At 45.5% G+C, this 17,199-nt stretch carries 12 protein-coding genes; 6 read left to right on the forward strand and 6 right to left on the reverse strand.

The genetic code is table 11. The features are described from left to right. Nucleotides 1–27: 27 nt before the first annotated feature. From mfd to pdhA, 6 genes are all read right to left on the reverse strand, one after another. Nucleotides 28–3,381 (reverse strand): transcription-repair coupling factor, encoded by a 3,354-nt coding sequence (gene mfd, locus ACFS25_RS00050; protein WP_381496305.1) that lies wholly within the window; start codon nucleotides 3,379–3,381, stop codon nucleotides 28–30. Nucleotides 3,382–3,483: 102 nt separating this feature from the next. Continuing rightward, nucleotides 3,484–3,930: a barstar family protein gene (locus ACFS25_RS00055; protein WP_381496307.1), complete on the reverse strand. Its 447-nt coding sequence runs from the start codon at nucleotides 3,928–3,930 to the stop codon at nucleotides 3,484–3,486. Between the two features lie 191 nt (nucleotides 3,931–4,121). Further along, the gene (locus ACFS25_RS00060) at nucleotides 4,122–4,418 is read right to left on the reverse strand and encodes a muconolactone Delta-isomerase family protein (RefSeq protein ID WP_381496309.1); all 297 of its coding nucleotides are present in this window, start codon (nucleotides 4,416–4,418) and stop codon (nucleotides 4,122–4,124) included. Nucleotides 4,419–4,429: 11 nt separating this feature from the next. Then, nucleotides 4,430–5,080 carry an alpha/beta hydrolase gene (locus ACFS25_RS00065; RefSeq protein WP_381496311.1) on the reverse strand — a complete coding sequence of 217 codons (651 nt, stop codon included), beginning with the start codon at nucleotides 5,078–5,080 and terminating at the stop codon, nucleotides 4,430–4,432. A gap of 136 nt (nucleotides 5,081–5,216) precedes the next feature. After that, on the reverse strand, nucleotides 5,217–6,155 hold the full coding sequence (locus tag ACFS25_RS00070) for a ring-cleaving dioxygenase (RefSeq protein WP_381496314.1): 939 nt from the start codon (nucleotides 6,153–6,155) through the stop codon (nucleotides 5,217–5,219). 148 nt (nucleotides 6,156–6,303) lie between these two features. Next, the gene (gene pdhA, locus ACFS25_RS00075) at nucleotides 6,304–7,347 is read right to left on the reverse strand and encodes a pyruvate dehydrogenase (acetyl-transferring) E1 component subunit alpha (RefSeq protein WP_381496316.1); all 1,044 of its coding nucleotides are present in this window, start codon (nucleotides 7,345–7,347) and stop codon (nucleotides 6,304–6,306) included. Nucleotides 7,348–7,568: 221 nt separating this feature from the next. Here pdhA and recF point away from each other — a divergent pair, with 221 nt between their 5' ends. The 6 genes from recF (at nucleotide 7,569) to ACFS25_RS00105 (ending at nucleotide 17,103) form a co-directional block, all read left to right on the forward strand. Further along, nucleotides 7,569–8,705 carry a DNA replication/repair protein RecF gene (recF, locus tag ACFS25_RS00080; RefSeq protein WP_381496318.1) on the forward strand — a complete coding sequence of 379 codons (1,137 nt, stop codon included), beginning with the start codon at nucleotides 7,569–7,571 and terminating at the stop codon, nucleotides 8,703–8,705. A gap of 28 nt (nucleotides 8,706–8,733) precedes the next feature. After that, complete coding sequence (locus tag ACFS25_RS00085) at nucleotides 8,734–10,125, forward strand: glycoside hydrolase family 140 protein (protein ID WP_381496320.1); 1,392 nt, start codon at nucleotides 8,734–8,736, stop codon at nucleotides 10,123–10,125. 287 nt (nucleotides 10,126–10,412) lie between these two features. Beyond that, nucleotides 10,413–11,072 carry a TetR/AcrR family transcriptional regulator gene (locus tag ACFS25_RS00090; protein WP_381496322.1) on the forward strand — a complete coding sequence of 220 codons (660 nt, stop codon included), beginning with the start codon at nucleotides 10,413–10,415 and terminating at the stop codon, nucleotides 11,070–11,072. Further along, nucleotides 11,014–12,393: a TolC family protein gene (locus ACFS25_RS00095; RefSeq protein WP_381496324.1), complete on the forward strand. Its 1,380-nt coding sequence runs from the start codon at nucleotides 11,014–11,016 to the stop codon at nucleotides 12,391–12,393. The genes ACFS25_RS00090 and ACFS25_RS00095 overlap by 59 nt, the downstream gene beginning before the upstream one ends. A gap of 78 nt (nucleotides 12,394–12,471) precedes the next feature. After that, a complete protein-coding gene (locus tag ACFS25_RS00100) occupies nucleotides 12,472–13,599 on the forward strand; it encodes an efflux RND transporter periplasmic adaptor subunit (protein ID WP_381496327.1) in 1,128 nt (375 codons plus the stop codon). A gap of 69 nt (nucleotides 13,600–13,668) precedes the next feature. Further along, complete coding sequence (locus ACFS25_RS00105; protein ID WP_381496330.1) at nucleotides 13,669–17,103, forward strand: efflux RND transporter permease subunit; 3,435 nt, start codon at nucleotides 13,669–13,671, stop codon at nucleotides 17,101–17,103. Nucleotides 17,104–17,199 lie beyond the last annotated feature (96 nt).

Below are 17,199 nucleotides of genomic sequence, written 5' to 3' on the forward strand. Positions count from 1 at the left end.
TGTAAAACGTAGGTGCAAAAATCGTGATTAATTTGTCAACGTGCCCATTATTTCGTCTAATTGCTCGACCGAAAAAACGTCCGAATGCGTAAAAATAGGTCGTCCTTTCGATTCTTTCAACGAGCATTTGGTCGGGTTTCGCTTTATGTATTCAATTACCTTGCCAAATTGATCAGACTTGAAGAAGTCATCATTCCCGTTAGAAACGAAGTACCCTTTGAGGATATTATTCTTAAGCGTCAGTTTTTCAAGGTATAACCGCTCAGCTTTCCAGCGAACGTTAACCATTTTGATAAGATTTCCTACCTCTTCCGGCATTGGTCCGAAGCGGTCGAGTACTTCTTGCCGAAAGGCCTGCACCTCTTCATTATTCTGGAGACTGTCCAGACGAGTATATAACGCTAGTCGTTCCGAAATATTCGATACGTACCGTTCGGGAATAACTACCTGTAAATCAGTTTCGATAACCGTGTCGGGGAGTGTTAGTTTCAGATCGCCGGGTTTGGTCTCAAACAGGTCTTTAAATTCACTCTCACGAAGTTCCTGAACGGCTTCGTCCAGCACTTTATGGTACATCTCAAAGCCGAGATCATTGACGAAGCCACTTTGTTCAGCACCTAGTAAATTCCCTGCACCCCGAATGTCAAGATCACGCATGGCGATCTTGAAACCCTCTCCAAGGTCAGAAAAATCTTCGAGAGTCTGGAGTCGTTTACGAGCATCAGCCGTTAGCACCGAGGGAGGTGGCGTTAGTAAATAACAGAACGCTTTTCGATTTGATCTGCCTACCCTACCGCGCATCTGATGCAAATCTGACAATCCGAAATAATGAGCGTTGTTAATAAGAATCGTGTTGGCATTGGGAATGTCCAGACCCGATTCAATAATATTAGTGGAGATTAGCACATCGTAGTCTCCCTCGATAAAGCGGGTCATCATCCGCTCCAGCCGGTCGCCTTCCATCTGTCCATGTGCCACGCCAATGCGGGCTTCCGGTACTAAACGCATAATCAAGTTGCCAATAGATTCTATGTCGTTGATGCGGTTGTGAACAAAAAATACTTGTCCACCGCGACGGATTTCGGCACTAACAGCATCGCGTATCGTTGCTTCGTTGAACGGGTGCACTTCCGTGGTAACTGGCTGACGGTTGGGCGGGGGCGTTGCAATAACCGACAAATCACGCGCACCCATAAGCGAAAAGTGGAGTGTACGAGGGATAGGCGTAGCTGTGAGCGTGAGTACATCCACTTCGACACGCATTTCCTTCAGGCGATCTTTCGTTTTTACGCCGAATTTTTGCTCTTCATCAATAACCAGTAGACCCAAATCTTTGAATTTAATGTCTTTATTGACAATTCGGTGCGTGCCAATCAGGATGCCAATTTCGCCCGATGCTACCCCTCTGAGTGTTTCCTTCACCTGAGCCGCCGACCGAAACCGATTGATATAGTCGATTTTAACCGGGAAATCGGCCATGCGATCAGTAAATGTCTTAAAATGCTGCATTGCCAGAATAGTTGTCGGGACAAGTACAGCAACCTGTTTATTATCGGTTACGGCCTTAAAAGCAGCTCGGATAGCAATTTCAGTTTTACCAAATCCCACATCACCACAAACGAGTCGGTCCATTGGGTGTGGCCGTTCCATATCGTCTTTTACATCGTTGGTGGCTTTGGCCTGGTCGGGTGTGTCTTCGTAAATAAATGACGATTCGAGTTCGGTTTGCAGAAAACTATCGCGGCTGTAGGCAAAACCTGGTGCGGTTCTACGTTTGGCGTAAAGGGCAATTAACTCGCGGGCAATGTCTTTTACCTGTTTCCTGATACGGGATTTTTTCTGCTCCCACTCCTGCGAGCCAAGTTTACTCATCGTTGGCGGCCCGCCCTCTCTACCACTATACTTCGAAATCTTGTGTAAACTGTGAATACTGACCAGCAAAATATCATTGTCGCGGTAGATAAGCCGGATAGCTTCCTGCTGATTACCGGCATGATCAACTTTCTCCAAACCGGCAAATCGACCGATGCCATAGTCAACGTGCGTTACATAATCGCCCGGTTGGAGTGTTTTTAACTCCCGCAGCGTTAATGCTTTTGACTTCGAAAACTTATCCTGAACGCGGTACTTATAATATCGGTCGAAAATCTGGTGATCGGTGAAGCAGGCGATTTTCAACGCATCGTCCATGAACCCTTCGCGCAGCCCAATATTCATCGGTTGAAACTTGACGAAGGGATCAAGTTCTTCGAAGATGGCTCGTAGACGGTCAAGTTGTTTAAAGGATTCACCCGCAATAATATTGGTATATCCTTTTGCCTGATTTTCGCCCAGCGTATCGATGAGTCGCTTAAAATCTTTGTTAAACGACGGTTGTGGCTTGGAGCTGTATTGTTGACGTCCGTCGGTTTTGAAATAAAATTTACGACCAAACTCAACCGTGCGGAATCGTTTTAGCTCATTCAAGAACGTCCGGCGAGTTTCAAAAAGCGCGTTTGGATCTGACACAACCTGAATGCCACCACTCGTGGCGAGTACGGACGCAAAGCTTTGTTCGGCCTTCTCGTAGCATTTTTCGACTATTTCGAGCGTAAACTCAACATCTTTAGCCCAAATAGTGGTGGCTTCGGGAAGGAAATCGAAAAACGGTTCACGGCTTTCCTGTATAAGCTTGGTCTGAATGTTGGGGATTATGTTGATAAAATCGACGGAGTCGGTTGAAAGCTGCGATTCGGGATTGAATTTGCGAATGCTCTCAACTTCATCATCGAACAAATCAATTCGAAAAGGGAACTCACTGGCAAATGAAAACACGTCAATAATTCCCCCGCGTACCGAAAACTGGCCAGCTTCGTAGACAAAATCCGTCTTTTCAAACTCATACGTCTGGAGCAATTCCGATACGAAATGAGTGTCCAGCTTTTCCCCTAACCGAATGGTCAACGTGTTTGCCTGCAATGATCGCTTATTGATAACTTTCTCCGAGAGAGCCTCTGGATACGTCACCATCAACAAGCCATCTTTGGGAGCCGGGTTTAATTTGTTTAGCACTTCGGCTCGCATCAGAACATTGGCATTCTCAACTTCTTCGTACAGATATGGCTTCTTATACGACATTGGAAACAACAATACCTCCCGGCTGAGCAGGTTTTGTAGATCGTTGAAGAAGTAAGCTGCTTCATCGCGGTCGGTCATAATGTACAGGTGATTCCCGCCAACCGATTTAAAAATAGATGAAGCCAGGACCGCGTCCAGACTACCAGCCAATCCTTTAATCTGCAATCGCTGCGGTTCACTGGATAGTTTTCGGCTAAACGGCTCGGTCAGTAATTTTATATAATTATCGTCGGTATAGAGACCGACTAATTCATTAGGTTTCAAGCTAAAGTCAGGTTGTATGTCAAACACGAAAAGCCGCTGGAAGGGCGTTCCGGCGGCACACTAGGGTAACAGAAGGTTTTGAAAATTTGTTGCGTTAACTGCTTATTTCAATTCCGAAAGTAGGGCATAATCTATACGTTCTTTGTCCAGCATTTTTCGAATGCGCGGGCTATCTTCAAACACGACAATAATCTCTTTTTTGCCGAGTGATTCGTCCTCATCAATCCATTTCCAATCCTCGGCGGTAGCATCTAAAATGTTCAATAAACTGCCTACTTTAGCCGGGTCACGCTCTTTACTGATAAGCTCATTTGTGTTCGTGAAATAGAGAATAATTCGCTCATCTTCCAGCCATTGCAGATCGTTGAGCGAATCGTTGAGCGCGTCGAGAGTAAAACCGAAATCGGGAATTTCAAGCAAGTCAGCAATCTCTTCGTAAAACTGGCGAAGTGTCAGGATCTTCTGTCCGTCAATATGAGCGATGAAGTCAGTAGCAAAACGCTTTTCTAAATCGCTCTCTGACTGGCTAATAAGAATGTTTGGTGTCATGTGATATTTACAAATAAACGGTGCTTATGCTACTGCTATGAAGTTTCCACGTGGAACTGATAATCAAACAGTTGTAATCGTATGTAACCAGTTAAACCCTGGTTACATATGCATATTTGGGTATAGGGTACGTGCAAAAGTACAATTTTTGCCCACAAAAAAGCCCTCGGTTCGGGAGGGCTTTTTTTAGATTAATTTAGTGAAAAGAGAGGAATTCGGGCCGCAACCATGTTGTGAAACATTAACTCGGTAATCATTGGTGTCATGTATTTGATGAGCGGAAATTCCGAAATTGATTCCATTACTTCCAGTTCTGAGTCGGCTTTGAAGATGCACCAGAGCTTATGACGATCCATCGAAAGCGAATAAGACAGTAAGAATCCCTTCTCCATTAATTCCTCCACCTTGAGCCGTTGGGCAGGAATCCGGTTTTCAAACCCTTCATCCATCACAGCTGGAAGATCAAATTCAACCATATATTGGCTCATAGGCATCATTGTTAAATAATAGCCAGAGGTGGTTGGTCTCCAGCTATTAGCAAATTAACAACGTTTAATTCATCTTCGTTAATTGAGTGCGGAAAATTTGGATACAATTTTGTGGTGACTTTAGCGCCTAACTTCCGAAATACGCTTTCTGATTCTAAGACGCGCTCTTTTGGGACATGCGAGTCGTGATCACTACATCCCAAAAAAATGGGTGTGTTACCAAACGAACCTTCGTAGGCGCGGGGTGTTTCGGCTGGTCCGATCAACCCACCACTCAAGCCAAAAACACCTCCGTATTCTGTTGCGTTACGGGCCAGAAATTCCAGCATAAGGCAAGCTCCCTGGGAGAAACCAAGCCAGTAAATTTGGGGTAATTTAAAATTGTAGTCCGCCTGCAACCGGGCGCGCAGACTTGCCATCACTTCCAGAGCCGACGATAAGTACGGCTCATTTTCCTCCATTGGTCGCAAAAAAGAATATGGATACCAGGTATTGTTCTGTGCTTCGGGCGCAATAAAGGCAAAGTCCTTATCCTGAATATGGTTCGATAACGATAAAATATCTCTCGCTGAACCACCCCGGCCATGAACCATAATCATAACTTTAGTGGCTTGGTCAAGTGGCTTTCCGGCAGTGCGAATGTTATTTGGATTATGAATCATTGCTTAAGAATCAATAAATTTTCGCTAGTCCCACCGGGCCGTCGAAGCGAAGTACTCAGGACAAAATGGGTAGAGTTGTATGAAAACCTTCTCCGTACCCTGAGTGCTTTCACTACGGCGGTCTGATGCGATTAATTTATTTTACACTTATTTCTGGCAATTCAGCTTCGATCTTCGCCCGGCGCGATTCGTACTGCGATGGGAGTTTTAAGGCTGTACCTAACTCCGTAACCAACTCATCGACGGCAAATCCCGGAGGATTAGTTGCCACCTCAAATAAAATACCGCCGGGCTCGCGGAAGTAAATGCTGTTAAAATAATTACGATCCTGTACGGGCGTTACGTGATAGCCCGCTTCAGATAGTTGTTGTTGAATTATCAATTGAGTATCGTCCGAATCTGTAGAGAAGGCAACATGGTGAACCGAACCACCACCTTGCAAGGCATGTACATCTTTGGGAGAATGCAACACATCTACGTAATTGCCGGGACCACCCAGACCAGCTTTAAACCGGAAGCGGCCTTCCTCCTCCCCTACCAGCGTGTGCTGTAACGTTTCAGTTAAAAGTTTGATGGTTCGGTCGGGGTTCAGTTCATTTAGCGTAACGGTGTGGAAACCTCGAATGGCAAACTCTGCCGGAATCCGACCATTGTTCCAGCCAGGCCGTTGATCATCGTCTGTAAATACAAGTTCAATACCCATGCCATCGAAATCTTCGAATCGTACATACGTTTCCGAAAAGCGTTTGTACGGCCCGGCATACGGAATGTTACGTTCGTGCAGGCGGTCCATCCAAAAACTGAGAGATGCTGTAGGAGCTGAAAAAGCGGTGTACGTTAGTTGCCCAACACCCTTCCGACCACGGGTAATATTACCGTATGGAAAGAACGTCAGAATCGTACCGGGCGAACCCGTTTCGTTACCGTAGTAAAGGTGATACACATCTGGCGCATCAAAATTCACCGTCTTTTTAACTAACCGAAGACCGAGAATATCAGTGTAATAATCAACGTTCCGTTGTGTATCACCTGCCAATGTCGTGACGTGATGTAAGCCGTTTATGAGAGTTTCCATACGAATTAAAGGGTATAAATGAGAAAAAGGTTTTTCGTGTTATTACATTTAATGTATATACATTAAATGTAAGGAAAATGTTCCATAAAAAAAGCATCCAGACAATGTAGCCTGGACGCTTATCATATTATAATCTACGGGAATGTATTTATTCCATCAAGAACGGATAATCTTCCTGCATGTAAACATCCCTATAAGCTTCTTCCGGACCAGGGTACGGAGAGTCTTCGGCAAATTTAACAGCCTCGTCCACGATGCCCTTAATCCTTAAGTCAATAGCCGCTAGGTCTTCTTCTGAGGCTATGCCTTGTTTCAAAATGCTGTCTTTCACCTGCTCGATAGGGTCACGCATTTTGTATTCTTCAACTTCTTCCTTTTTACGATATTTCTGAGGGTCAGACATAGAGTGACCCCGATAGCGATATGTACGGAACTCCAGGAAAGTAGGGCCTTCGCCAGCGCGGGCGCGTTCGGCGGCACGGCTAACGGACTCATACACGGCTTCAACACTCATTGCATCGACTGGCTCAGAAGGCATATCGTAGGCTTCAGCGAGGGTATATAGATCCGTAACATTCGAGGTACGAGCTACAGATGTTCCCATCGCATAACCATTGTTCTCCACGACGAAGATGACGGGCAGTTTCCAAAGCATGGCCATGTTGAAAGCTTCGTGCAAAGCACCTTGCCGCACAGCGCCATCGCCCATAAACGTGATGCAAAGGTTACCGGTCTTGTTGTATTTCTCAGAAAAGGCGATGCCCGCTCCCATTGGAATTTGCGCGCCAACAATACCGTGACCACCTACGAAATTAACCGACTTATCAAAAATGTGCATCGAACCGCCCTTTCCTTTTGACGAGCCAGTTTGTTTCGCAAACAACTCTGCCATAATGGCTTTTGGATCAGATCCGAGCGCGAGCGGGATACCGTGATCGCGGTAAGCCGTAATCCACTTATCATCTTTAGTCAAGGCCGAATAGGATCCTGACGAGCAGGCTTCCTGACCTATATATAGATGGCAGAATCCACGAATTTTCTGTTGACCATAAAGTTGCCCGGCTTTTTCTTCAAACTTCCGCTGCAACTGCATGGATTCATACCAATACATATACCGCTCTTTCGGATGTTGCGTTTTCGCGGCTTCTGGAGCCTTGCCGTTTTGTTTGGTTTTCTCTTTGACGCTTGCCATGAGGAATGAAGTTCGATAAAATCAACAATCGCTGCCGGGCCACCGTTGCGACGGGCTGCTGCAAGCGGCCTGGTACAACGGTGCCAATCAGGTATGGGGTCTGTTTACCTAACAAACCGGCCATATCTTTGTTGGCAATATCAATTGCTCATTTAGTATATAAACTAGACGAGTAATTAACTCCCGCGAAATTACGCATTATCGCGTTACACGCTACATCTATGTACCTGGAAAAGCTTAGCCTGACCAATTTTAAGAATTATGAAGATGCCCGCTATGTATTTGGGCAGCAGGTAAACGTAATTGTGGGACCAAACGGTAGCGGTAAAACAAATCTTTTGGACGCGGTTTATTTTCTGTCTTTGAGCAAAAGTGCGTTTCATACCCAAGATGCCCTGAGCATTTTGCACGATGCTGACTATTTTATCATCGATGGTATTTTTGAGGAACATGACGACCGTAAGGTACAAATTACCATTAGTCTGCAACGGAACCAACGAAAAGTGCTGATGGCTGATAAAAAGCCGTATGAGCGTATTAGTGAACACATTGGCCGGTTTCCGGTCGTGTTGGTGGCTCCAAACGACACTGACCTTGTTCGTGAACATAGCGAAGATCGACGGCACTTTTTTGATGGCGTACTCTCTCAACTAGACCCCAATTACCTACGCGATTATCTACTGTATCAGCAGGTGTTGAAACAGCGCAACAGTCTACTTAAGCTTTTTGCCGAGCGAAATCAAGTTGACAATGACATGCTGGATACCTACGACGAGCCTTTGCTCGATCTTGGCCAAAAGATTCATGACCGCAGGCAACAGTTTATTTTAGAATTTCTTCCCAGTTTTCGAACTCACTACGCGTACTTGAGCGACGAACGTGAGGTCGTGAACATTGTTTATGAGTCGGAGGTGAGCAATCCGGCCTTTGCCGATGAGTTCCGCCACTTTCGTCGGCGCGATACCGTGCTGCAACGAACAACGATGGGTATTCATAAAGATGACTACTCTTTTATGATTGAGGGTCGTTCCGGCATAGATCAGTTCGGTGAGTCGCGGTCCAGCGATCCGGTGCCGTTAAAAAAATTCGGTTCGCAAGGGCAACAAAAAACATTTGTGATTGCGCTGAAACTAGCCCAGTTCGATCAGTTACAGGCCGAAAAAGGTATAAAACCAATTTTACTGCTAGACGATATTTTCGATAAGTTGGACGACCGCCGAATCGGTAAACTTATTCAGCGTATGGATCAGGGCGCGTTTGGTCAGCTTTTTATTACGGATGCCCGCCCGGAGCGAACCCGCGATTTGCTCCATAATGTAAAAGCCGATGTGCAGTTTTTTGATATTGGTAATGATTAGATTACGGTTGTAAGCGACTTCATTCTATATGAAAAAAGTCCTTAGCCTGATCGTATTTCTCGTTGGAACAGTAACGTCATTTGCCCAAAAGCCCTTTGTGAGTGGTCCTCTGAAAGTGTCCGATAATCAACGGTATCTGGTGCATCAGAATGGAACGCCATTCTTTTATATGGGCGACACAGCCTGGGAGCTATTTCATCGCTTGACCCGCGAAGAAGCCGACCACTATCTCAAACGCCGGGCCGAACAGGGTTTTACTGTTATTCAGGCCGTTGCGCTGGCAGAATTTGATGGTCTGAATACGCCAAACGCCAATGGTGACAAGCCACTGCTAAATAACGATCCGACCACGCCTAACGACGCTTATTTTAAACATGTAGATTATATCGTTGATAAAGCCGCTGAAAACGGGTTGGTCATTGGTTTTCTGCCAACCTGGGGAGATAAAGTTTTCAAGGATACATGGGGAATGGGACCGGAAATTTTTAATCCGCAAAATGCCCGCACGTATGGACGATGGCTTGGTAATCGGTATAAAGACCGGCAAAATATTATCTGGATTTTGGGCGGAGACCGGACCCCTCGCGACGCTTCACAAGATGTGGCTATCTGGCGGGCGATGGCCGAAGGGATTGAAGCAGGCGTAGGCAGTGCTGCTAAAGCGTTGATGACGTTCCACCCGCAGCCGAATTCGATAAAGGATGGTGGCTCGTCCAAGTGGTTTCATCAGGATGCCTGGTTAGATTTCAACATGCACCAGAATGGCCACTGCCGTGATACACCTATTTATGATAAGATCACCGTCAGCTACAATCGAACGCCTACCAAGCCGACGATGGATGCTGAACCGATTTACGAAGATCACCCGGTTTGCTTCAATGCTAAAGACCTCGGTATTTCGAATGCTTACGATGTGAGAATGTACGCTTACCTCGATTTGTTTGCCGGCGCACACGGCCACACCTATGGTTGCCACGATGTTTGGCAGATGTATGGTCCTAAACGGGAGAGCGTGAATGGGGCTAACAAAAATTGGGAAATCGCGCTTGAGCTTCCTGCCGCCAACCAAATGAAGTTTGTTCGTCGGCTAATGGAGTCGAGACCTCTACTAGACCGTGTTCCTGATCAATCGCTGATCGTTGAGAATAATTACGTACCAGCTGAGCGAATTCAGGCGACACGAGGCAACTCGTATGCCTTCGTCTATACGTCAGTAGGGAAACCCTTTACCGTTAACTTGGGTAAAGTTTCAGGTCAACGATTAAAAACAATCTGGCTAAATCCTCGAACTGGCGAAGCTAAAGACAACGGTATCATCGCTAATAAAGGTCAACAGAAATTTACGCCCCCATCAGTTGGTTATGGACAGGACTGGGTACTTGTACTGGATGATGCCGGTAAAAACTACTCGGCTCCTTAGTTAGAATCAACGCCCTTTCAATTGATTTCTGTAAACCTGTCATTGCCATTTGCAAACCAGAAAAGCAAGGTTGTAAGCACCCCCCTTTAGCCGTGGTAACTAGTTCATCGCACGGCTGAAAGTAGTCTTTTCTTCAATAAGAAGCCCGGCATCTCACAGGTTCGTCGGGCTTTCTGCTGGTTTTACTCCGCCTTTTAGGCCGTTCATCATTTAGTGTAAAAATATAGAGGAAACTAAGAACTATATTTGAGTTTCCTAAGTTCATCCTCCTAAAGTTCTATTTTATAATGAAGGAGAGGATTTTAGCGGAGACTGAACGGTTATTCTGGAAATATGGAGTTCGATCTGTGACTATGGAAGATATCGCTAAACAACTTGGTATTTCAAAGAAGACGATCTATCAACATTTTGCGGACAAAGAACAGATTCTGTACCAGGTTATCCTAGACAAAATGGGCAAGAATCAATCTGAAATGGCCTGTATGCACGTTGAAAAGGATAATCCAGTTGAAGAGATTCTACAGGTGCTATCTATGATGCAGAAACAGGCCGACCATATCAGCCCTAATCTGTTGATTGATGTAAAACGCTATTATCCACAGGCATTTGCGCTATTTCGTCAGTATAAAGAGGAACATATTATGCATTCTATTCTTGAAAATATCCAAAAAGGTATTTCTCAAGGTCTATATCGTTCCGACATAAATCCAACCATTTTAGCCCGACTACGGGTTGAACAAATAGAGCTAGCCTTCGACAACGACATCTTTCCAACCGATCAGTACTCTATGCACGATATTCAGTCCGAACTGATACATCATTTCGTGCGCGGTATGCTCACCGAAAAGGGCTTCACCATTTACAACCAGTATGTTAAACAGTACAACCATGAAGTTAAGGAATACAAGAAAGATAGTAGCGATTTGGCTGCTTACGTTGCTAAGTAGTGCAAGTCCAATACTGGCTCAAAACCGGCAGGATTTTTCATTAAATGAAGCGATTAAATTTGCCATCGAGAATAACATTAACATTAAAAACTCAGGGCTGGATGCCTTAAGTTCTGAAGCACGTATTCAGGAATTAAAAGGAGTTGCGCTGCCACAGATAAGCGTAGCTGGTCAGGTAGTAGACAATCTGATTATTCAAAAGGTATTTCTACCGGCAATATTCTTCGATCCCAAAGCATCTGAAACGGCTCCTCCTGTTCCTGTGCAATTTGGCGTAAACTATTCGGGCAACATGACTGGTAGTCTTAACCAGCTCTTGTTCGATGCATCTTACCGGTTGGGTTTGCGGGCGGCTGAGACCTATCGGCAACTGGCTCAGAAAAATATACTGGCATCCAAAATTACGGTAGCCGAACAAGTCGCCAAAGCGTATTATGGAGTACTGGTAAACGAGCAGCAGATTAAATTGCTGGATCTGAATATTGCCAGAGTTGATACGTTGTGGCATACTACGCAAGAATTAAACAAACAGGGTTTCTCCGAAAAGATTGATGTAACTCGGCTTGAAGTACAGGTCAATAACTTGCAAGCTGAGCGGCAGAACGTTAAAAATCTGGTTGAGTTGAGCTACTATCTGCTCAAATTTCAGATGGGGCTTGGTATAAACGACAACATTACGCTGACTGAGCAGATTCAGGATATTGATCTCGATGCTGTTGAGCGCACCACCGCACAGGCTGCTGCTGAGTTTGATTACACACAGAGAATTGAGTTCTCAACTCTGCAATCGCAGATTCAATTAGCCGATCTGGATGTGCAAAATATAGCCAAACTATATTACCCACGTCTTACTGCTTTTGGCAACTATGGGTATAACACGGGACGGAATAAATTTAGCGATTTAATTTCTTCACCCTGGTTTAGTTCCGGATCGGTTGGCCTGAACTTATCGGTGCCCATCTTCGATGGTTTTCAGAAGAAATATCAGGCACAGCAGAAACGATTTACGCTACAGAAAACGCAGAATAACAGCCAGTTGTTAAAAAATACGATTGACCTGCAAATTCGACAGTCGACTATTACGCTGGGCAATAGTTTGCAAACGCTACGCACTCAGAAACGTAATGTTGGGCTGGCCCAGGAAGTGGCCCGCGTAACAAAGATTAAATATCAGGAAGGTGTTGGCTCAAATATTGAAGTATTAGATGCCGAGAATTCGTTTCGTCAGGCTCAGGCCAACTACTTTAATTCGCTTTACAACTTCCTGCAAACCAAAGTTGATGCCGACAAAGCCAATGGAAAACTTTATACGGGTCAATAACTTATTAACCACTTAGGGATTATACCGAACGGTAGCCTTTTACACCATTCGTTTCTCATTGTCCAAAACTAAAAACTAATGAAACTTTATTACGCAATTGCCCTGATGAGCCTGTTAACTGCTTGCTCGCAGGAGAAGAAGAACGACCTGCAAGGGAAACGTGATCAACTCACCGAGTTGAAAACACAGCAAGCCGAGTTGACTACGAAAATCAAAACGTTGGAAACCGATTTAGCCAAACTTGAGCCCAAGAAAGAAGACGATACGCGTGTGAAAGATGTGTCGGTTGCTCCCTTAGCGACCTCTACATTCCGGCACTTTGTTGAATTACAGGGTACGATTGATGCCAAAAATAATGTGCAGGTATCGCCTAAATCGGGCGGAGTCGTTACGGCGGTTTACGTGAAAGAAGGTGATAATGTGCGAGCCGGACAGCCTATCGCCAAAGTTGACGATCAGCTTTTACGTGAGTCGATGGCCGAAGTCAAAACTCAATTGTCGCTCGTGAATACGGTTTATGAAAAACAGGCTTCTTTATGGAAACAGCAGATTGGTACCGAGATTCAGTATTTGCAGGCGAAAAACAATAAGGAGTCGCTCGAACGCCGGTTGTCAACGCTTAATGCTCAGTTGAGTCAGTCAACGGTAACATCACCTATTTCGGGTGTTGTTGATCAGGTTACGGTGAAGATCGGACAGTCAGCGGCTCCGGGAGTAGGTTTAGTTCGGGTTGTCAATCTCGCGCAACTTAAGGTTGTTGCTAAAGTGGCTGATTCGTATTCGGGTAGTGTTCGTAAAGGCGATGCCGTATTGGTTGATTTTCCAGACCTGAAAAAGACGCTGAATTCGCATATCTCGTTTGTGGCGACAACAGTCGACGCGCTCAGCCGAACATTTACAATTGAGGCTCCGCTCCCGTCGGATAACTCGTTGAAACCGAATATGCTGGCTCGCATAAAAATTAATGACCTGACACTGGTCAATGCGATTGTCATTAATCAGAACCTGATTCAAAGTACAGAAAATGGGCAGTTGGTCTATGTGGCGGTGAATGAAGGCGGCAAGAAAATAGCTAAAGCGCGAACCGTGAAAACGGGTCAGTCATATGGCGGTCAAATTGCCATTACGCAAGGGTTACAGGCGGGCGATCAAGTTGTTACGGCTGGGTATCAGGATTTGGTTGATGGACAAGCAATCAGTTTTTAGTTGACCAGTTTTTGTTTGTAGAACTACATACGTGCGTCTCTACAAACAAAAACTACAAACTTCTTCTATATGAAATTTGAACAGTATAAAACCCTTGGATTCACCAACTGGTGCGTTGAGAACCGAACGGCGATTTACATTTTCACCTTCCTGATCACATTAGGCGGTCTATTGGTGTATGTTAACCTGCCGAGAGAGCAGTTTCCTGATATTAAAATACCACAGGTGTACATCAACACCGTATATGTTGGTACGGCCCCAGCCGATATCGAAAATACGATTAACAAACAGATCGAGAAGCAGTTGAAGTCTATTTCGGGCGTAAAACGTATCAAATCGAATGCCTTGCAGGACGTGTCTGTTATTCTGGTTGAATTTAATCCTGATGTGCAATCGTCAGAAGCTTTGCAACGGGTTCGAGATGCCATTGACAAAGCCAAACCTGATTTGCCTAAAGAACTTGATTCGGGTCCAACAGCACAGGATGTCGATTTCTCGGAGTTGCCAATTATGAATGTTAACATGGCCGGTAACTATTCGCTAAAACAATTAAAGGAGTTTGCGGAGGATTTACAGGATGTGATTGAAGGAATGCCTGAGATTCGGCGGGTTGACATCATTGGCGCGCTCGAACGCGAAATTCAGATTAACGTCGATCTGCCCCGAATGCAGTCGGCAGGTCTGGCGTTTTCGGATATTCAGCAGGCGGTCCAGAGCGAAAATATTAACGTTTCGGGCGGGGAATTAAGCATTGATGGCGTCCGTCGGACGGTGCGTGTGAAAGGTGAGTTTACCGACATTACCCAACTTCAAAACTTACAAATCCGTACGGCAACGGGCGCAACGATCAAGCTTGGTGAGATTGCCGATGTGCGTGACAACTTTGAGGAGCAACAGAATTTTGCCCGTCTGAACAACAAGTCGGTGGTTACACTGAACGTTGTCAAACGTGCCGGGGCCAACTTGATCTCGGCTGCCGATCGCATCGAAAAAACCATTGAAGAATATAAAGGAACACGCTTCCCAGAGGGTTTAGACATCAAAATCACGGCTGACCAGTCGGAACGAACCCGCGAAAATGTTAATGACCTGATTAATACGGTTGCCTTAGGGTTCATTTTCGTGGTTATTGTGTTAATGTTCTTCATGGGCATACGCGATGCTATTTTCGTTGGGCTTTCGGTTCCACTTTCAGCCTTGGTAGGGTTTCTGCTGATGCCGGTTTTAGGGCCCATGGTTGGTACGGCTTTTACCCTCAACACAATGGTGCTGTTTGCCTTCCTGCTGGGCTTAGGTCTGGTGGTAGATGATGCCATTGTGGTCATTGAAAACTCGCACCGGCTTTTCAATGAAAACAAAGATTGGGATATTAAGCAGGCGGTAAAAGCCGCTGCGGGTGAGGTATTTGTGCCGGTATTTTCGGGTACGCTAACGACTATCGCCCCATTCTTTCCGCTGTTGTTCTGGCCGGGTATTGTGGGTGAGTTTATGAAATTCCTGCCGCTAACGCTCATTCTGACCCTGTTTGCTTCGTTGTTCGTCGCGTATGTGATCAACCCTGTCTTTGCTGTAACGTTTATGAAACGGCATGAAGACGATAACCATGAAGACAAACAAGGCTTCCAGGAAATTAAACGGCCACTCATGATTATGGCTGCCCTGGCGGGTGTAGGCTACCTTATTGATCGGGGTATTGGAAACCTGTTTGTGTTATTCATTATTCTATATGTTTTCAATCACTATGTCTTGACGCCCAAGCTGATTCTACCGTTTCAGGAAAGGACGTTGCCAGCGCTTAAAAACAACTATCGCCGGCTAATTTCGTGGGTGTTACGAGGCTGGCGCCCGGCATTTGTTGTACTTGGCGCGTTTGTATTGCTGATAGTAACATTTGTTATCGTTGGCATTGCTAAACCAAAAGTGCTTTTCTTCCCAAGCGGTGAACCCGATTATGTGTATATCTATAACGTAATGCCAGTTGGCACCGACGCCAAAGTGACTGATTCGGTAACAAGGGTCATTGAGAAGCGGGTATTCAAAGTCCTGAAAGACAATGATGCTACGGATATTGTTAACTCGGTTATCTCAAACGTTGGTAAGAACGCGGGTGATCCACAAAACCCCGACCGGTCGGCAACACCCCAAAAATCGAAAGTAACTATAGCGTTCAAAGGCAACGAAGAACGTAAAGGAATCTCCACCGATTCGCTGTTGTCGAAAGTGCGGCTAGCCATGAGCGGATTGCCGGGCAGCGAAATTTCGGTAGAGCGCGAATCGAACGGGCCACCAACGGGTAAGCCGATTTCTGTCGAAATTGCAGGCGAAGAATTCAGCGAACTGCAGAAATTAGAAAAACAGGTTCGGCAGAAAATTGCTCAGGATGGTATTAAAGGTATTGACCAGTTAAAGTCAGATCTGATCACCAATAAGCCAGAAATCGTAATTGATATTGACCGCGAAAAAGCCGAGCGTGAAGGAATTTCATCCGCTCAGGTGGCCACGACAATTCGGACAGCCTTATTCGGAACAGAGATATCGAAATTCCGTGATGCCAAGGATGAATACCCGATTATGGTTCGTCTGAAACCCGATGACCGGAGCCAGATAGACCGGCTGTTAAGCCTCAATGTGGTTTATCGTGATATGGTTATGGGCGGGCAACTACGGCAGGTGCCAATTACGTCGGTGACAAATATCAGCTACTCGACTACGTTTAGCCAGATCAATCGTAAAAACCAGGAACGTCTGGTAACGCTTGGTTCGAACGTTGTGCCGGGTTATAACGCAAACGAAATTGTCGGTCAGATTCAGGAAGCGATCAAGGATATTGATGTGCCCAATGGCTATACAATTAAAATGGGTGGCGAACAGGAAGACCAGCAGGAGTCGATGAGCTTCCTGATTTCGGCATTCGGAACAGCTATTTTGCTTATCTACCTAATTCTGTCCACACAGTTTAACTCGGTCGTTAAACCACTGATTATCTTCGTAACCATCTTCCTATCGTTGATTGGTGTATTACTTGGCTTTGTCCTTACGGGTAAAGACTTCTCGGTTATCATGTCTGGTGTTGGTATTATTTCGCTGGCTGGTATTGTGGTGAAAAACGGGATTTTGCTCATCGAATTTATTGAAGAGTTGCGCGGTCGGGGCATTCCCCTGCGTGAGGCTATCATTGAAGCGGGCGGCATTCGTCTAACGCCCGTGTTACTCACCGCATCAGCAGCCGTTCTGGGACTGATTCCGCTGGCCTTCGGTATAACCGTGGATTTCGTCGGTCTCTTCCGCGATCTTGATCCACATATTGTTGTGGGTGGCGATAGCTCGGTATTCTGGAATATTCTGGCCTGGACCATTATCTACGGCCTAACCTTCTCGACTGTGTTGACGCTCGTGATCGTTCCTAGCTTATACTGGATTAACGAGCGCATTCGCATGAAATACTTCGGCAAGAAAGACCCCGCCCTGGAACCTAAAGAGGAACTGGAAGAGGAATTGGCTTAAGAATTGCTCCAAATGAGAAAAAGCACAGAGAAACGATATGAACTCTCTGTGCTTTTTTCCGTTTAAAAAGTGTTCCGCTACGTTTATTGCCTACCT

It is taken from the genome of Spirosoma flavum (genome assembly GCF_042686045.1).
Taxonomy (GTDB): domain Bacteria; phylum Bacteroidota; class Bacteroidia; order Cytophagales; family Spirosomataceae; genus Spirosoma; species Spirosoma flavum.